This window comes from Streptomyces sp. NPDC058637, assembly GCF_042717325.1.
Lineage (GTDB): Bacteria > Actinomycetota > Actinomycetes > Streptomycetales > Streptomycetaceae > Streptomyces.
This window is the reverse complement of the sequence record NZ_JBHXRD010000022.1, coordinates 41,290-57,643: the sequence shown is the minus strand read 5'-3', so window position 1 is coordinate 57,643 and position 16,354 is coordinate 41,290. Positions and strand designations below refer to the sequence as shown.

General features: G+C 71.6%; 17 protein-coding genes. 13 read left to right on the top strand and 4 right to left on the bottom strand.

Translation table 11 applies throughout. The features are described from left to right. Nucleotides 1-29 precede the first annotated feature (29 nt). Together ACFWVP_RS22520 and ACFWVP_RS22515 are read right to left on the bottom strand one after the other, a co-directional pair. Complete coding sequence (locus tag ACFWVP_RS22520; RefSeq protein ID WP_384499126.1) at nt 30-263, bottom strand: hypothetical protein; 234 nt, start codon at nt 261-263, stop codon at nt 30-32. Between the two features lie 80 nt (nt 264-343). Then, nucleotides 344-1,153, bottom strand: a complete 810-nt coding sequence (locus ACFWVP_RS22515; protein WP_384499124.1) for an NAD-dependent epimerase/dehydratase family protein — start codon at nt 1,151-1,153, stop codon at nt 344-346. Between the two features lie 324 nt (nt 1,154-1,477). On the opposite strand from ACFWVP_RS22515, the gene ACFWVP_RS22510 reads away from it, so the two are divergent. Together ACFWVP_RS22510 and ACFWVP_RS22505 are read left to right on the top strand one after the other, a co-directional pair. Next, nucleotides 1,478-2,443 (top strand): 5-dehydro-4-deoxyglucarate dehydratase, encoded by a 966-nt coding sequence (locus ACFWVP_RS22510; RefSeq protein ID WP_384499122.1) that lies wholly within the window; start codon nt 1,478-1,480, stop codon nt 2,441-2,443. Continuing rightward, complete coding sequence (locus ACFWVP_RS22505) at nt 2,440-3,621, top strand: hypothetical protein (protein WP_384499120.1); 1,182 nt, start codon at nt 2,440-2,442, stop codon at nt 3,619-3,621. The genes ACFWVP_RS22510 and ACFWVP_RS22505 overlap by 4 nt, the downstream gene beginning before the upstream one ends. Here ACFWVP_RS22505 and ACFWVP_RS22500 read toward each other — a convergent pair. Then, a complete protein-coding gene (locus tag ACFWVP_RS22500; RefSeq protein ID WP_384499118.1) occupies nt 3,604-4,365 on the bottom strand; it encodes a hypothetical protein in 762 nt (253 codons plus the stop codon). The two genes, ACFWVP_RS22505 and ACFWVP_RS22500, sit on opposite strands and share 18 nt — an antisense overlap. A 90-nt stretch (nt 4,366-4,455) precedes the next feature. Here ACFWVP_RS22500 and ACFWVP_RS22495 point away from each other — a divergent pair, with 90 nt between their 5' ends. From ACFWVP_RS22495 to ACFWVP_RS22445, 11 genes are all read left to right on the top strand, one after another. Continuing rightward, a complete protein-coding gene (locus ACFWVP_RS22495) occupies nt 4,456-4,602 on the top strand; it encodes a hypothetical protein (RefSeq protein ID WP_384499116.1) in 147 nt (48 codons plus the stop codon). Between the two features lie 243 nt (nt 4,603-4,845). After that, a complete protein-coding gene (locus ACFWVP_RS22490; protein WP_384499114.1) occupies nt 4,846-5,502 on the top strand; it encodes a GntR family transcriptional regulator in 657 nt (218 codons plus the stop codon). A 50-nt stretch (nt 5,503-5,552) separates the two neighbouring features. Next, nucleotides 5,553-6,455, top strand: coding sequence for a dihydrodipicolinate synthase family protein (locus tag ACFWVP_RS22485; protein WP_384499225.1), 903 nt, complete (start codon nt 5,553-5,555; stop codon nt 6,453-6,455). Further along, a complete protein-coding gene (gene araD / locus ACFWVP_RS22480; RefSeq protein ID WP_384499112.1) occupies nt 6,452-8,191 on the top strand; it encodes an L-arabinonate dehydratase in 1,740 nt (579 codons plus the stop codon). The genes ACFWVP_RS22485 and araD overlap by 4 nt, the downstream gene beginning before the upstream one ends. A 131-nt stretch (nt 8,192-8,322) precedes the next feature. Continuing rightward, complete coding sequence (locus ACFWVP_RS22475; protein WP_384499110.1) at nt 8,323-9,255, top strand: carbohydrate ABC transporter permease; 933 nt, start codon at nt 8,323-8,325, stop codon at nt 9,253-9,255. After that, nucleotides 9,252-10,163 (top strand): carbohydrate ABC transporter permease, encoded by a 912-nt coding sequence (locus ACFWVP_RS22470; protein WP_384499108.1) that lies wholly within the window; start codon nt 9,252-9,254, stop codon nt 10,161-10,163. The genes ACFWVP_RS22475 and ACFWVP_RS22470 overlap by 4 nt, the downstream gene beginning before the upstream one ends. 97 nt (nt 10,164-10,260) lie before the next feature. Continuing rightward, on the top strand, nt 10,261-11,430 hold the full coding sequence (locus tag ACFWVP_RS22465) for a Gfo/Idh/MocA family protein (RefSeq protein ID WP_384499106.1): 1,170 nt from the start codon (nt 10,261-10,263) through the stop codon (nt 11,428-11,430). Then, a complete protein-coding gene (locus tag ACFWVP_RS22460) occupies nt 11,427-12,251 on the top strand; it encodes a PmoA family protein (RefSeq protein WP_384499104.1) in 825 nt (274 codons plus the stop codon). The genes ACFWVP_RS22465 and ACFWVP_RS22460 overlap by 4 nt, the downstream gene beginning before the upstream one ends. Then, complete coding sequence (locus ACFWVP_RS22455; RefSeq protein WP_384499102.1) at nt 12,248-13,777, top strand: family 43 glycosylhydrolase; 1,530 nt, start codon at nt 12,248-12,250, stop codon at nt 13,775-13,777. Before ACFWVP_RS22460 ends, ACFWVP_RS22455 begins: the two co-directional genes overlap by 4 nt. A gap of 106 nt (nt 13,778-13,883) precedes the next feature. Further along, a complete protein-coding gene (locus tag ACFWVP_RS22450) occupies nt 13,884-15,218 on the top strand; it encodes an ABC transporter substrate-binding protein (protein ID WP_384499100.1) in 1,335 nt (444 codons plus the stop codon). A 164-nt stretch (nt 15,219-15,382) separates the two neighbouring features. Next, the gene (locus ACFWVP_RS22445) at nt 15,383-16,210 is read left to right on the top strand and encodes a rhamnogalacturonan acetylesterase (protein ID WP_384499098.1); all 828 of its coding nucleotides are present in this window, start codon (nt 15,383-15,385) and stop codon (nt 16,208-16,210) included. Here ACFWVP_RS22445 and ACFWVP_RS22440 read toward each other — a convergent pair. Beyond that, nucleotides 16,188-16,325 (bottom strand): hypothetical protein, encoded by a 138-nt coding sequence (locus ACFWVP_RS22440; RefSeq protein ID WP_384499096.1) that lies wholly within the window; start codon nt 16,323-16,325, stop codon nt 16,188-16,190. The two genes, ACFWVP_RS22445 and ACFWVP_RS22440, sit on opposite strands and share 23 nt — an antisense overlap. Nucleotides 16,326-16,354 lie beyond the last annotated feature (29 nt).

Below are 16,354 nucleotides of genomic sequence, written 5' to 3'. Positions count from 1 at the left end.
CTTACCTTCGGGGACTTGCTCCGTACGGCTCAGCGCCCGCCCGCGCCCCGGTTGCGCGGGTGGTCACGGGCGGTGCGTTCGTTCCCGTGCTTGTAGGCGCCCGTCCAGCGGGCCATGACCAGCTGGGCGTCGCCGGACACCACCTCGGCCAGGAACCGCTCCGCACGGCCGCCGCGCAGGGTGCCCGCCGGGCGGCCGTGACGGGTGATCGTGACGCTCGTGTCGCCGTGCCGTTCGTACGTGAATCCGGAAGGTCTGGGCATGGGCCGTATCGTGCCCGGGCCCACCGGCCCCCGTCGCGCGAATTTCGTGGGCGCGAACGGCCGGAGGTCCCGTGGGCGCGTCAGTACGGCCAGATGGGCGGGTCCGTGACGAAGTGGCCGCCGATGTGGGCGTGCTCGGGGTTCTCCGGGTCCAGCTCGCCGTGCTCGGCGAGGAGCTCGTCGGCGTACCGCTCCGAGTCGTCCCGCGGTGCGTAACCCAGTGACCTGGCCGACGTCAGGTCCCACCACAGGCGGGTGTTGGCGGAGGAGCCGTAGACCACGGTGTGCCGCACGTCCGGGGCGGTCAGGGCCGCGTGGAAGAGGCGCGCGCCGTCGCCGGGGCTCATCCAGACGGAGAGCATGCGGACCGACGTGGGCTCCGCGAAGCAGGAGCCGATGCGCACGGACACGGTCTCCACGCCGTGCTTGTCCCAGTAGAACTGGGCCAGGTCCTCGCCGAAGGACTTCGAAAGACCGTAGAAGGTGTCCGGGCGGTGGGGGGTGTCCACCGGGATCAGCGGGTCGCCGGCCGAAGGGCGCGGGGTGTAGCCGACGGCGTGGTTGGAGGAGGCGAACACGACGCGCCCGACGCCCTCCTCGCGCGCGGCCTCGTAGAGGTTGTACGTGCCCTCGATGTTGGAGCGCAGAATCTTGTCGAAGGAGGCTTCCAGGGAGATGCCCGCGAGGTGGATGATCGCATCGACGCCCCGGACGGCTTCCCGCAGCGCCTCCCTGTCGCAGAGATCGGCCGTCACGGCGTCCGGTTCGCCCTCGATGGGAGTGACGTCGAAGAGGCGGAGCTCGTAGCCGTACGCGGGCAACAGCTCCCGCATCAGGGTGCCGAGGCCGCCTGCGGCGCCGGTGAGCAGGACGGTACGGGGAGCGGGCATTCGGGATCTCCTCGGTGCGGGCGCGGGACGCGGCGCGGTGTACGCGGACGGCGGTGCTGTGCGGCGCGTCCGGACGGCAAGGTACGCGTGGCACGCGGGCATGACACACCGGGATGCGTCGAATCCATGAGTGGCATTCACATGCATGGACAAGCTAAGAAGTTCCGGTGGATCACGTCAAGTGCCCACCGAAGCCAACCGCTCCGTGCGGGGGTCGGTGCTCCTGTCTTGACCTGCCCCGCGAGACTGGCCTAGCGTGGCAGCGTTCATAAATATGGACACCGATCAGAATTGTGCACGCCTGAATCTGCTCAGGGAGCGCCCGTGACCTCAGCCCCCCTTGCCGCCCGACTCACCGATGTCGCCGGGCCGCTCTTCTTCCCCGTCACCGCCTACGGGCCGGACGGCACCGTCGACCTCGACGCCTTCCGCACGCATGTGCGCAAGGGCATCGACGCCGGTGCCGCGGCGGTCTTCGCCTGCTGCGGCACCGGCGAGTTCCACGCGCTGACACCGCAGGAGTTCGGCGCCGTCGTCGCCGCGGCCGTCGAGGAGACCGCCGGGCAGGTACCCGTCGTCGCGGGCGCCGGTTACGGCACGGCGCTCGCCATCCAGTACGCGCGGCTCGCCGAGGACGCGGGCGCGGACGGCCTGCTGGCCATGCCCCCGTACCTCGTCGTCGCCGGACAGGAAGGGCTGCTGGGCCACTACATCGCGCTCGCAGCGGCCACCGGCCTGGAGACGATCGTCTACCAGCGCGACAACGCCGTCTTCACCCCGGAGACCGTCCTCGCCCTGGCGCGGACCCCGGGGATCATCGGCCTCAAGGACGGCTGCGGCGACCTCGACCTGATGCAGCGCATCGTCAGCGTCGTACGCGCCGGACTGCCGGGCGGCGACTTCCTGTACTTCAACGGGCTGCCCACCGCCGAGCTCACCGGCCTCGCCTACCGGGGCATCGGTGTCACGCTCTACTCCTCGGCCGTCTTCGCCTTCGCGCCCGACATCGCCCTGGCCTTCTACCGGGCGCTGGACTCCGGCGACGACGATCTCGTCAACGCGCTCCTCGACCACTTCTACCGGCCCCTCGTCGAACTGCGCGCCAAGGGCCACGGATACGCGGTGTCGCTCGTGAAGGCGGGCGTCCGGCTGGAGGGCCTGGACGTCGGCGAGGTACGCACCCCGCTCACCGAGCCCCCGGCCGAGCACATCGCGGAGCTGGCCCGGATCGTCGTGGAGGGCCGCGCCCTCCTGGAGAAGCACGGCCAGGAGCGGGGGGAACGCGCGTGAAGACCGCCGCCTTCCTCTACCCCTGGGACGTCGTCGGCGACCCGGACGCCGCCGCGCGCCTCGCGGACCTGGGCGTCCAGCAGGTGACGCTGGCCTCCGCCTACCACTCCACGCGCGCCCTGACCCCGCGCCACCCCTCCCGCAGGATCGTCACCGCCGAGCACGCCGCGGTGCTCTACCCGCCGGACCCGCGGCGCTGGGCGGGCCGGGTGCCGCGCCCGTACGCCCAGTCCTGGGTCCCGGGCGAGGACCCGTACGCCGAGGCCGCCGAGGCCCTGGCCGGCGCCGGGCTCCAGGTGCACTCCTGGGTGGTCCTCGCGCACAACTCCCGCCTGGGCGCCGAGCATCCGGACACCTCCGTGGTCAACGCCTACGGTGACCGCTACCCCTGGGCGCCGTGCATCGCGCGGCCCGCGGTCCACACGTACCTCGTGGACCTGGCCGCGGAGGCCGCCGTACGGCCCGGGGCCGCGGGCACCGAGCTGGAGTCCTGCGGCTGGTACGGCTTCGCCCATCTCCACGCCCACGACAAGACGTCGGGGGTCGGCCTCGGGGACGCGGCGCAGTACCTGATGTCGCTCTGCTTCTGCGCCGACTGCCGCGCCGGATACGCCGGCCAGGGGCTGGACGCGGACGAACTGCGTGCCGCGGTGCGCGGCGCCCTGGACCCCGTCTGGGCCGGAACCGGCTCCTCGGAGACCGGCTGGCCGGGGGTCGAGAAGCTGCTCGGCGCGGGCCTCGCCGGAGCCACCCGGAAGTGGCGCGACCAGGTCGCCAGGGGGCTCCAGGAGGCGGCCGTCCAAGCGGTCCGGAGGGCGGCGGGCGACCGGGACTTCCAGGTCCTGCTGCACGCCGATCCCGCCTCGTACCGGGCGGGCGCCAACGTCGGGGTGGACCCGGCGCACATCCTGTCCACGGCGGACGGCGTGGTACTGCCCTGCACCGGAGCCGACGCGGCCCGCGAGGCGGTGCTCGGTCCGTTCGCCGGGCTCACCGGTGTGCTGGCCGCCAACTTCGGCGTGGTCACGGGCATGGGCGGCAGCCCCGGCACGCTGGAGCGGGACGCCGCGCACGCGCGCTCGCTCGGCGCGACCGAACTGCGGCTCTACCACGCGGGACTGGCCTCAGGGCCGGACCTGGACGCAGTCGGCGACGCGCTCTCACGCATCGGCCGGTGACCGACCGCCGGCAGGGGCACCCGTCGGCCGCCCCTGCCGGCCCGCACCCACCCACACCGCGGTGACCAGCCCCGCCAGGGCCGCCGACGGCAGCAGCAGCCGTACGTCCGCCACCGAGACCGGGCCCGCCCCGAGAGTCGGGCCCAGCGCGTTCGGCACCATCGTCAGCGTGTGGGCCGCCGCGGCCGTGCGGCCCGGTGCCGCGTCCGGGGCCCCCGCCGCACCGCCGTCGGTACGGCGGCCGGCACGCACGGCGGACCGAGGCCGATCGCCGCGCCCGCCGCCAGGGCCACCGCCTCGTACGGCAGCGCCCGCGCCGCCACCAACAGGGTGAACAGGGCGGTCCCCGCCGCCGCGAAGACGCCTGCGGGCAACCGCCGTAGGAGCGGCCCCGCCGGCAGCCCGACGGTCACGGAACCCGCGCCCCGCGCCGCCCGCGTACAGCACCCCCGTGTACGCCGGGGAGCGGCCACGGCGCACACCAGCGGGCGCAGCGCCGGCGAACCGAGCAGCAGTCGTGTCCCCGCCGTAACGCCGTGACACCCGCGGGGCACCCGCCGGTTCCCGTACCCGCAGCCGTACGAACACGAGGACGGCAAGCGCGAACGCCAGTGCGCCCAACAGGACCACCGACACCGCGCCGTACCGGGCGATCAGCCCCGCGCCGGTCAGCGGGGCGAGCAGCTTCATGCCCTCGTTCACCGTCGTCCGCAGCCCGTCGAAGTCGCCCGGCAGTCCCGCCATGCCCAGGTTCGCCCAGGCCGGCAGCGGTCCGCGGGGCAGCCGGTCGGCGAGGGCGCCGAGGGCGGGGCCCGCCAGGAGCGGGGCCGCATCGTGAACACCGCCAAGGCCGCCGGAGTGTCCGAGCCCGTCGCGGGCCCGACGTGGATACCGGAGACCGGCCACATCGCGGACGTACCGGATCCCGAGACGGGCACCCCCGTCAGGCGCAGCGGCGCCTCGCGGTCACCCACCACCTGAGCGCACCGACACCGTCCACCCCGCACAGCCGTGACCTGCGCACTCCCCTCCGGAACGCGCCCGACGGGCTCATGCCGGCGACCAAGGGCACCTCGGCGCATCGGGCGGATGCCTGAGAACTACACACAAACATCTTTTGTCAGAAGCGTTGACGAAACATTCAGGACCGCTCTAGCTTCATCGCGTCGTACTTCGTACGTCATATATGAGACGCGATACGCGAGATGCGAGAGCCCTTCACCCATGACCTTTGCGCCTGCCCCGATTCCGTCCCGGACCCAGTACGTGCTGGAGGCGATCAAGCACGCCATCCTCACCGCACAGCTGAGACCGGGACAGGCGCTCGTCGAGACCGAACTGGCCGCGCAGTTCGGGGTGTCGAAGACCCCCGTACGCGAAGCGCTGAAGACGCTCGCCGGCACCGGGCTCGTGGTCATGAGCCAGTACAAGGGCGCCACCGTACGGCTCGTGGACGCCGCCATGGCCCGGGAGGTGTACGACGTGCGCCTGCTCCTGGAGCCCGAGGCGCTGCGCCGCTCCATCACCCGCAAGTCCTCGCTGGAGGCGGCACAGGAAGCGCTGGAGCGGGCCGACACGGCGATCGACAAGGCCGACAGGTCGCTGGCCAACCGGGACTTCCACCGGGCCCTCTACCTCCCCTGCGGCAACCCGCTGCTCTCCCGGATGCTCGACGAGATCCGCGACCAGGCCGCCCTCGTGTCGACCGTGGCCTGGGCGGCCAACCCGTCCTGGGAGCGCGAGGCGGCCGAGCACCGGGAGATCCTGCGGCTCGCCCTCACCGACGACGCGGAGGCCGCCGCCGGTGCTCTGCACGACCACATCGCATCGTTCGTACGCCGCTCGTTCCCCGACGACGAAGACGGGGGTGACACGGCGTGAAACACCAGCTGGACCTGAACCACCAGCACCTCGACGAAAGGCCAGTCCGCATGGACCTCTCCCCGCTGAAGGCGGCCCTCGCAGACGTTGTGGCGATCCCGGTGACCCCGTTCGCCGAGGACGGAAGCATCGACACCACGGTGCACCGCGCCCTGCTGCGAAGACTGCTCGACGGTGGAGTCCGCATCGTCACCCCGAACGGCAACACCGGGGAGTTCTACGCACTGACCCCCGACGAGCGGCGCACCGTCACCGAGCTGACCATCGACGAGGCGGGCGGCCGTGCCACCGTCCTGGTGGGCGTCGGCCACGACGTGCCGACCGCCGTCGCCGCGGCCGAGCACGCCAGGGAGGCCGGCGCGGAGATGGTGATGGTGCACCAGCCGGTGCACCCCTACGTCTCGCAGGACGGCTGGGTCGACTACCACCGTGCCATCGCCGAGGCCGTCCCGGAGCTCGGGGTCGTCCCCTACATCCGCAACCCGCTGCTCGCCGGTGAGCGTCTCGCCGAACTCGCCGACGACTGCCCCAACGTCATCGGTGTGAAGTACGCCGTCCCGGACGCCGCCCGCTTCGGCGCCTTCGCCCGGGACGCAGGCCTGGAGCGCTTCGTCTGGGTGGCCGGGCTCGCCGAGCTGTACGCCCCCTCCTACTTCGCCACCGGCGCCACCGGATTCACCTCCGGCCTCGTCAACGTCGCCCCCGGCGTCTCGCTGACGATGCTGGAGGCGCTGCGGGCCGGCGACTACGCGGCGGCGATGAAGGTCTGGGAGCAGATCCGCCGCTTCGAGGAACTGCGCGCCGACCGGCAGTCCGCCAACAACGTGACCGTCGTCAAGGAGGCCCTCGCCTCGCTCGGCCTCTGCCGTCGCGAGGTCCGCGCACCGAGCCGGATCCTGCCCGAGGCGCAGCGCGCCGAGGTCGCGAACCAGGTCGCCGGGTGGTCCATATGACCGGCACCGACGGCGCCCGCATCACCCCCGAGGAACTGCGCAGCCACCAGTGGTACGGGACGGACGGGCTCCGCTCGTTCAGCCACCGGGCCCGCACCCGGCAGCTCGGCTACCTCCCCGAGGAGCACCTCGGCAAGCCGGTCATCGCGATCCTCAACACCTGGTCCGACATCAACCCCTGTCACGTCCATCTGCGCGACCGCGCGCAGGCGGTCAAGCGGGGCGTCTGGCAGGCAGGCGGCTTCCCCCTCGAATTCCCGGTGTCGACGCTCTCGGAGACCTTCCAGAAGCCGACCCCGATGCTCTACCGCAACATGCTGGCGATGGAGACGGAAGAGCTGCTGCGCTCCTACCCCGTCGACGGAGCCGTGCTGCTGGGCGGCTGCGACAAGTCGACGCCCGCGCTCCTCATGGGCGCCGCCTCCGTCGACCTGCCGACCGTCTTCGTGCCGGCCGGGCCGATGCTGCCGGGTCACTGGCGCAACGAGGTCCTCGGCTCCGGCACGGACATGTGGAAGTACTGGGACGACAAGCGGGCCGGGCTGATCGGCGACTGCGAGATGGCCGAACTGGAGAACGGGCTCGCCCGGTCGCCCGGCCACTGCATGACGATGGGCACCGCGTCCACCCTGACGGCCGCCGCCGAGGCGCTGGGCGTCACGGTGCCGGGCGCCTCCTCCATCCCGGCCGTCGACTCCGGTCACGACCGGATGGCCGCGGAGTCGGGCATCCGCATCGTCGAACTGGTGTGGCAACAGCTGACGTTGTCGAAGATCCTCACCGCCGACGCGTACGACGACGCCGTCGCCACCGTCCTCGCGCTCGGCGGCTCCACCAACGCCGTCATCCACCTGATCGCGATGGCGGGCCGCTCCGGGGTGAAGCTCACCCTGGACGACTTCGACCGCATCGCCCGCACCGTTCCCGTCCTCGCCAACCTCCGCCCCGGCGGCAAGTACCTGATGGAGGACTTCCACTTCGCCGGCGGGCTGCCCGGATTCCTGGCCCGGCTCACCGACGTACTCCACCTGGACCGCCCCACCGTCACGCACACCACCCTGCGCGAACAGCTCGAAGGGGCGCTGGTGCACAACACCGACGTCATCCGGGAGCGGGACAACCCCCTGGCCGAGGAGGGCGGCGTGGCTGTGCTGCGCGGCAACCTCTGCCCCGACGGCGCGGTCATCAAGCACATCGCCGCCGAACCGCACCTGCTGCGCCACACCGGACCCGCGGTCGTCTTCGACGACTACAGGGAGATGCAGCGCACCATCAACGACCCGGCCCTGGCCCTCACCCCGGAACACGTGCTGGTCCTGCGCAACGCCGGCCCCAAGGGCGGTCCCGGCATGCCCGAGTACGGCATGCTGCCGATCCCCGACTACCTGCTCAAGCAGGGTGTACGGGACATGGTGCGGATCTCCGACGCCCGGATGAGCGGTACCAGTTACGGGGCCTGCGTGCTGCACATCGCGCCCGAGTCCTTCGTCGGCGGGCCCCTCGCCCTGGTCCGCACCGGTGACCTGATCACCCTGGACGTCGAGGCGCGACTGCTCCACCTCGACGTCCCCGACGACGAGCTGGAGCTGCGCCGGGCCCGGTGGACCCCGCCGCCCGCACGCTACGGGCGCGGCTACGGGGCGCTCTACCAGGACCAGATCACCCAGGCCGACACCGGATGCGACTTCGCGTTCCTGGCCCGGCAGGGAGAAGTGCCCGACCCGTACGCGGGCTGACGGCCCGAAGGAATTCCGCGCACCGCCTGTCCGGCGCACCGAACGGCATGCGGTAAGCGCTTGCGCACCACAGGCACCACGCACGGCACCCCCAGCACTTCCCAGCACTTCCCAGAGATCGGAGACGCGTCATGGCCCAATCCGCCGCCGTGGCCACACCGCCGCCCAAGGCGCCCAAGCGCCGCTCGGCGAGCCCCCGCCGACTGCCGTATCTGCTGATCGCGCCCGCGGGCCTGCTGATGGTCGGCTTCATCGCCTACCCGGTGATCAGCGTCTTCTACTACAGCCTGCAGAACTACAACGTCACCAAGCCGTGGCGGAACGGCTTCGCCGGACTCGACAACTTCAAGCGGATCTTCACCGAGGACGACCAGTTCTGGTCGACGCTCGGCTTCAGCGCCCAGTGGGTCTTCACGCAGGTCACCCTGCAGCTCGCGCTCGGCCTCGCCCTCGCCCTGATCGTCAACCAGACCTTCATCGGGCGCGGCATCTCCCGGGCCATGGTCTTCTCGCCCTGGGCCGTCTCCGGCGTACTGACCAGCACCATCTGGATCCTGCTCTACAACTCCTCGACCGGCTTCAGCCGCTACCTCGCGGACGCCGGGATCGGTGAGTACGGCACCTCGGTGCTCTCCGACACCGGGACGGTCTTCTGGGCGGCGACGATCTCCGAACTCTGGCGCGGTGTCCCCTTCTTCGCCATCCTCATCCTCGCCGACCTGCAGTCCATCTCCAAGGAGCTGTACGAGGCGGCGTCGGTCGACGGCGCGGGCCGGATGCGGCAGTTCTTCCACATCACCCTTCCGCACCTGCGGGACGCGATCATCCTCGCCACGCTGCTGCGCGGTGTCTGGGAGTTCAACAACGTCGACCTGCTCTACACCCTCACCGGAGGCGGACCGGCCGGCGAGACCACGACCTTGCCGCTGTACGTCGCCAACACAGGCATCGAGGGTCACGACTTCGGGTACGCCTCCGCGCTCACCACCGTCGCCTTCGTGATCCTCCTCTTCTGCTCGATCGTCTATCTGCGCCTGAGCAAGTTCGGAGGCGACCACAAGTGACTGCCGCACTCGTAGAGAAGAAGGAAGCCACGCGGCGGTCCGCGGGGCACAGCGCCCCGCCGCCCGCCTCGCGCCGCCCCAGCAAGCGCGAGCGTGCCTTCGACGACGTACCCCGCTGGCAGATCTACCTGCCGCTCGGGCTCTACCTGATCTTCACGCTCATCCCGTTCTACTGGATGTTCCTGTTCGCCGTGCGGCCCGCCGGCTCCACCTCGCTGGTGCCGTGGCCGATGACGGGGGAGCACTTCTCCAAGGTCTGGAACGAGCGCAGCTTCGCCCTCTTCTTCCAGAACAGCATGATCGTCGGCGTCGCGACGCTGATCGCCACGACGCTCGTCGCCCTGGCCGGCGGCTACGCCCTGGCCCGGTTCGACTTCAAGATCAAGGGCGCCTTCATGCTGGCGCTGCTCTGCTCGCAGTTCATCCCGGGCGCCCTGATGCTCGTCCCGCTCTTCGAGATCTTCAAGAACCTCCAGATGATCAACTCCCTGGGGAGTGTCGTCATCGCGGAGACCGTCTTCCAGCTCCCCCTGTCGATCATCCTGATCAGCGGCTTCATCAAGAACGTGCCGGTCTCCCTGGAGGAGGCCGCCTGGGTCGACGGATGCTCGCGCTTCAAGGCCTTCTGCGCGGTCGTCCTGCCGCTGCTGCGCCCCGGACTGATCGCCGTCGGCTCCTTCGCCTTCGTGCACAGCTGGAACCACTTCCTGTTCGCCCTGATGTTCCTCAGCGAGCAGGACAAGCAGACGATCCCGGTCGGCCTCAACACCCTGATCGGCGCCGACAGCGTCGACCTCGGCGCACTGGCCGCGGGTGGAGTCATCGCCGCCGTACCCGTGGTGATCGTCTTCGCCTTCATCCAGAAGTGGCTCATCACCGGCTTCAGCGCCGGCGCCGTGAAGGGCTGACGGACATGACCGCACACCTCCGCCCGCGCACGGCGCACCGCACGCCGTACCGCACCCCCGCGGAGTCCGCCCACGCGACCGGAACCCGGAGGACCCGATGAGCACGACACCGCTCCCCGTCGTCCTCGCCGGTGCCCGGGGCCACGGCCGCTGGCATCTCGCCAACCTCCGCCGGCTCCAGCACCAGGGCCTCGTCCGACTGGCCGGGATCTGCGAGCTGCACCCGCTGAGCGACGACGAACTCGGCGCCTTCGCCGGCGAGACGCCCGAGCAGTCCGCCGACTTCGGGGCGCTCCTGGACTCCACCGGCGCCCGCGCCGCCGTCATCTGCACCCCCATCCCGACCCACACCGAGCTGGCCCTGACCGCGGCGGCCCGCGGCGTCCACCTCCTCCTGGAGAAGCCGCCCGCCGCGACCTGGGCCGACTACGCCCGGATGGCCGACGGTGTACGGGAGGCGGGCGTCGCCTGCCAGGTCGGCTTCCAGTCCTTCGGCTCGCACGCGGTGCCCGCCATCAAGGAGCTCGTACGCTCCGGAGCCGTCGGAACCGTGCGCGGAGTCGGCGCCGCCGGGGCCTGGGTCCGCGACGACGCCTACTTCCGGCGGGCGCCCTGGGCCGGCCGCCGGAAGATCGGCGGGACCGACGTCGTCGACGGCGTCCTCACCAACCCGCTGGCGCACGCCGTGGCCACCGCGCTCGAACTCGCCGGCCGCGGAACGGCCCAGGACGTGGTGTCCATCGAGACCGAGCTGTTCCGGGCCCACGACATCGAGGCGGACGACACCAGCTGCGTCCGCGTCACCACCACCGGCGGTCTGCCCGTCACCGCCGCCGTCACCCTCTGCGCCGAGGAGGCCGGGGAGCCGTACGTCATCGTCCACGGCGACCGGGGCCGGATCACCTTCTGGTACAAGCAGGACCGCGTCCTGGTCCAGCGCGCCGGACACGGACCCGAGGAGACCGTGCACGGGCGGACCGACCTCCTGGAGAACCTCGTCGGCCACCTGACGCACGGCACCGACCTCCTCGTACCGCCGGAGCGCGCCGGCGCGTTCATGCGGGTCGTCGAAGCCGTACGCACCGCCCCCGAACCCACCGCGCTGCCCGGCACCGCCTGGCACACCCGGCCCGACGGGCCCGCCGGCGGGGTGCGGCGCGTCGTGAGCGGCATCGACGCCATGGTCGCCGCCGGGGCCGACACCCTCACCCTCTTCTCCGAACTAGGCGCCCCCTGGGCGCGACCCAGCGAGGTGAGCACCCCATGACCACCGCACTCCTCAGCTGCGCCGGCCGCCCCGTCGGCCGGTACGGCTACGGGCCGGACACGGACGGCCGCCCCTACCTCCACCCCGTCACCACCCTCGCCGGCATCCCCGTCACCGAGGAGCGTCCCGCCGACCACATCCACCACCTGGGTGCCTCCGTCGCCGTACCCGACGTGGCCGGCCACAACTTCTGGGGCGGACGCACCTACGTCCGCGGCCAGGGCCCCACCGCGCTCGACAACCACGGGACGCAGCGCCACCTCGGCTGGAAACTCCGTGACCCGGACGGCTTCGTGGAGGAGCTCAGCTGGGAGGCCGACGGCACCGAACTGCTGCGCGAGCACCGTACCGTCGCCGTCACCGAACTCTCCGACACCGCCTGGGCGCTGGACTTCTCCTTCTCCCTCACCAACCGCGGCGGCACGGACCTCTCCATCGGCAGCCCCGCCACCAACGGCCGCCCCGGCGCCGGATACGGCGGCTTCTTCTGGCGCGCGCCCAAGGAACCCGAAGCGCCCGCCGTCTTCAGCGGAACGCTCGACGGCGAGGCAGCGGTGCACGGCCGGACCGCCGACTGGCTGGCCCTGGCCGGGGACGGCTGGACCCTGGTCTTCGCCGGGGCGACCGAGGAGACCCGGCGCGACCCCTGGTTCGTGCGGACCACCGAATACCCGGGCGTCGGATCGTCCCTCGCCGCGGAGCGCCGGCTGCCCGTCGCCGCCGGAGCCACCGTCGTACGCCGTGTCGTCACCGTCGTCGCCGACGGCCGGCTGGACCGGGAGACCGCCGCCGCCCACGCCCGCAAGGTGGCGGCCGCATGAGCGGACCCTGGACGGCCGACCTCGGGAACGGGACGTACCGCAACCCCGTCCTGAACTCCGACTGGTCCGACCCGGACGTCGTGCGCGTCGGCGACGACTACTACCTCACCGCGTCCAGCTTCGGCCGGGTGCCCGGACTGCCCCTGCTGCACTCGCGCGACCTGGTCAACTGGAGCCTCATCGGCCACGCGCTGCAGCGCCTCGAACCCGCCGCCGACTTCGCCGTACCCCGCCACGACTGCGGGGTGTGGGCCCCCTCGCTGCGCCACCACGCCGGACGCTTCTGGATCTTCTGGGGCGACCCCGACCACGGCATCCAGCAGATCAACGCCGAGGACGTCCGCGGCCCGTGGAGCACTCCGCACCTCGTCAAGGCCGGCAAGGGACTCATCGACGCCTGCCCGCTGTGGGACGAGGAGACCGGCGAGGCCTACCTCGTGCACGCCTGGGCCAAGTCCCGCTCCGGGATCAAGAACCGGCTCACCGGACACCGTATGAGCGCCGACGGACGCGAGCTGCTCGACGAGGGCACGGTCCTCGTCGACGCCGACACGATCCCCGGCTGGTTCACGCTGGAGGGCCCCAAGCTCTACCGGCACGACGGCCACTTCTGGATCTTCGCCCCCGCCGGGGGAGTGGAGACCGGCTGGCAGGGAGCCCTCCGGTCGAAGGAGTTCACCGGCCCGTACGAGGAGCGCGTCGTGCTGGCCCAGGGCCGCACCGACGTCAACGGCCCCCACCAGGGCGGCTGGGTGCGGACCCCCGCCGGCGAGGACTGGTTCCTGCACTTCCAGGCGCGGGGGGCGTACGGGCGGGTCGTGCACCTCCAGCCGATGTGCTGGGACGCGGAGGGCTGGCCCGTCATCGGTGACGGCGGCGAACCCGTGCGCGTCCACACCAAACCGGCTGCTCCCGAGCAGCCCGTGGAGGCTCCGGCCGTCGGTGACGACTTCCCCGGCGGCCGGTACGGCAGGCAGTGGCAGTGGACGGCCACCCCCAGGCCCGGCTGGACGGTCGAGCACGCCGGGGACGGGCTGCGGCTCAGCTGCGTACGGACCGCGTACGCGCACGACCTGCGGGCCCTGCCCAACGTCCTGGTCCAGCGGCTGCCGGCCGAGGAGTTCACCGTCGAGGCGGACCTCGCGCTGAACACCGACGAGCCCGGCGCCAACGCCGGACTCGCCGTGCTGGGCGACGCCTTCAGCTGGATCGGGCTGGAAGCCGGCGCGGACGGTACGCCCCGGCTCGTGCACCGCTACGCCGAGGGCACCGCCGAACACGAGCGGGACGCCGCGCACCCCCGCGCCGCCCCCGGCGGAAGGGCACGGCTCCGCATCGAGGTCACCGCGGGCGCCCGCTGCCGCTTCTTCGCCGACACCGGCGACGGATTCCGGCCCTCCGGCCAGGTCTTCGCCGCCGCACCCTGGCGCTGGGTGGGCGCCCTGCTCGGCCTCTTCGCCACCGCGCCGGCCGGGACGGGCCCCGCCGGAACGGCCGACTTCACCGCCTTCCGTACCGGCGGCTGACCCCCACCCGCACCACCCACCGAACCACCGCCCCCCACGGCACGGACCGAACAGCACCTGCGACACCAGCGATTTCACCGACAGCACCGAGAGAGAAGAGCCGACGATGACTATCTCGAAGACGCAGCGAGGGCGCGCCACGGCAGCGGTTTCCCTGGTAGCGGCACTCGCCCTGACGGCCACCGCGTGCGGGGACGACGGCAGCGGCTCAGGCACGGAAGGCAGCGGAAAGGGCGAGATCACCTTCTGGGACAACAACGGCGGGCCACGCACCGCCATCTGGACCGAGATCATCAAGGACTTCGAGAAGAAGAACCCGGACATCAAGGTCAAGTACGTCCCCATCCCGATCGCCGACGTCCAGTCCAAGTACGACACCGCCATCGCGGGCGGCGGGCTGCCCGACGTGGGCGGTGTCAGCACCGCGTACCTCGCGAACATGGTGTCGCAGGAGGCGCTGGAGCCGATCAACAAGCGGCTGGAGAAGTCCCCGCTGAAGGGACAGCTCGTCGAGGGCATGGTCGAGAGCGTCAGAGCCGCGGCCGGCCGCGGCAACGACATGTACTCCATGCCCACCTCCGCGAACAACGGTGCGCTCTGGTACCGCACCGACCTGTTCGAGGCCGCGAAGCTGGAGGCCCCCACCACCTGGCCCAAGTTCTACGAGGCCGCCGACAAGCTCACCGACTCGAAGAACAACAAGTTCGGGTACACCATCCGCGGCGGGGCGGGCTCCATCGCCCAGGCCATGGACGCCGTCTACGGCCAGTCCGGGATCACGTCGTTCTGGGACGGTGACAAGACGACGCTCAACGACCCGAGGAACGTCGAGGCGCTGGAGAAGTACGCCGCGCTCTTCAAGAAGACGACGCCGGCCGCCGACGTCAACAACGACTTCACCAAGATGGTCGCCCAGTGGGACACCGGCACCATCGGCATGCTGAGCCACAACCTCGGCTCCTACCAGGACCACCTGAAGGCACTGGGTGAGGAGAAGTTCGCCGGCATCCCCGCGCCCATCGGTGAGGGCGGCACCCGCGTCCAGGTCTCCAACCCCGTCGACGGGCTGGGCCTGTTCCGGTCGGGCAAGAACAAGAACGCGGCCTGGAAGTTCATCGAGTTCGCGGCCTCGCACGAGGCGAACAGCAAGTGGAACGAGTCCGCGGGTGCCATCCCGGCCAACACCGAGGCGGCCAAGGACCCGTGGATCAACGAGAGCGAGCCGACCGCGCTCGCCGCGAAGGCCCTCACCGACGGCTCCACCAAGATCGTCGACCTGCCGTACTACCTGCCCGACTGGAACAACATCAGCAAGGCCGACAACGAGCCCGAGTTCCAGAAGCTGCTGCTCGGCAAGGTCACGGCCAAGGCGTTCCTGGACAAGATGGCCGATGAGCTGAACGCCTCCAACAAGGAGTGGCAGGAGCTCGGCAACGGCTGACCCGGCCGTTCCCCACAGCCACGACCCCCGGTGACCGGGGGACCGGCGGCGGTCCGGGTCGCGCCCCGCCGCCGGTCCCTCTCCCTCTCCCTCTCCCTCTCCCTCGTGTCTCGTTCCCGTACGTCCTTCAGCTCTGCATGTCCTTCGAGAGAGGCAGTCCCCCTGTGTCACTCACCCGCAGACAGACAGCGGCCGCGCTCGTGGCGCTGCCCCTCGCACTCTCGGCCGGCCCCGCGGTCGCGCACGGCGGCGGGGGCAGGCCCCGGCCCAGGACCCTGCACATCGCGGGCGACTCCACGGCCGCCCGGAAGTACTCCGACGCCGCACCCGAGACCGGCTGGGGCATGGCCCTGCCGTTCTTCCTCGGCCACCACCTCACCGTCGCCAACCACGCGGTGAACGGCCGGAGTTCCAAGAGCTTCATCGACGAAGGACGCCTCACCGCACTCCTGCGGGGCGTCCGCCCGGGTGATCTCCTCCTCGTCCAGTTCGGTCACAACGACGAGAAGACGGAGGACCCCGCCCGCGGCACCGATCCGTACACCACCTACCAGGAGTACCTCCGCCAGTACATCGAGGGCGCCCGTGCCCGGCGGGCGGAACCCGTACTGATCACCTCCGTCGAGCGGCGGCGCTTCGCCGCCGACGGCACCGCGAAGCCCACCCACGGGGAGTACCCCGCCGCGATGGCCGCCCTGGCCGCCGAGGAGGGCGTACCCCTGCTCGACGTCCAGGCGCTCTCCCTCGCCCGCTGGCAGGAACTCGGCCCGGACGGCACCGAGGCGTACTTCAACTGGCTGGAGCCCGGCGAGTCGCCCAACTACCCCGACGGCAAGCAGGACAACACCCACTTCAGGCCGGCGGGCGCGATCGACGTGGCCCGGACGACCGCCCGCGCGCTGCTGGACGGCGGGGTCCTCGCCCGGCGGGACCTGCGCCGCCTCGACGCACCGGTCCCCACCGAGTGGATCACCTGGCCGCAGCCCGTCTGACGCGCGGCACGAGCGGCACGCGCAGAACGAACACCACGCGCAGAACGAACACCACGCGCGGCACGAACACCACGCGCACCACGGTCCGAACGCGTACCGCCGGTGCGACGCGCACGCGCACCACCTTTCCTTCCTCCTCCGCAC

Coding starts and splice junctions, on each gene's coding strand:
- ACFWVP_RS22520 (WP_384499126.1), bottom strand. CDS start 263: ATGCCCAGACCTTCCGGATTCACGTACGAACGGCACGGCGACACGAGC.
- ACFWVP_RS22515 (WP_384499124.1), bottom strand. CDS start 1,153: ATGCCCGCTCCCCGTACCGTCCTGCTCACCGGCGCCGCAGGCGGCCTC.
- ACFWVP_RS22500 (WP_384499118.1), bottom strand. CDS start 4,365: ATGGCGGGACTGCCGGGCGACTTCGACGGGCTGCGGACGACGGTGAAC.
- ACFWVP_RS22490 (WP_384499114.1), top strand. CDS start 4,846: ATGACCTTTGCGCCTGCCCCGATTCCGTCCCGGACCCAGTACGTGCTG.
- ACFWVP_RS22485 (WP_384499225.1), top strand. CDS start 5,553: ATGGACCTCTCCCCGCTGAAGGCGGCCCTCGCAGACGTTGTGGCGATC.
- araD (WP_384499112.1), top strand. CDS start 6,452: ATGACCGGCACCGACGGCGCCCGCATCACCCCCGAGGAACTGCGCAGC.
- ACFWVP_RS22475 (WP_384499110.1), top strand. CDS start 8,323: ATGGCCCAATCCGCCGCCGTGGCCACACCGCCGCCCAAGGCGCCCAAG.
- ACFWVP_RS22465 (WP_384499106.1), top strand. CDS start 10,261: ATGAGCACGACACCGCTCCCCGTCGTCCTCGCCGGTGCCCGGGGCCAC.
- ACFWVP_RS22460 (WP_384499104.1), top strand. CDS start 11,427: ATGACCACCGCACTCCTCAGCTGCGCCGGCCGCCCCGTCGGCCGGTAC.
- ACFWVP_RS22455 (WP_384499102.1), top strand. CDS start 12,248: ATGAGCGGACCCTGGACGGCCGACCTCGGGAACGGGACGTACCGCAAC.
- ACFWVP_RS22450 (WP_384499100.1), top strand. CDS start 13,884: ATGACTATCTCGAAGACGCAGCGAGGGCGCGCCACGGCAGCGGTTTCC.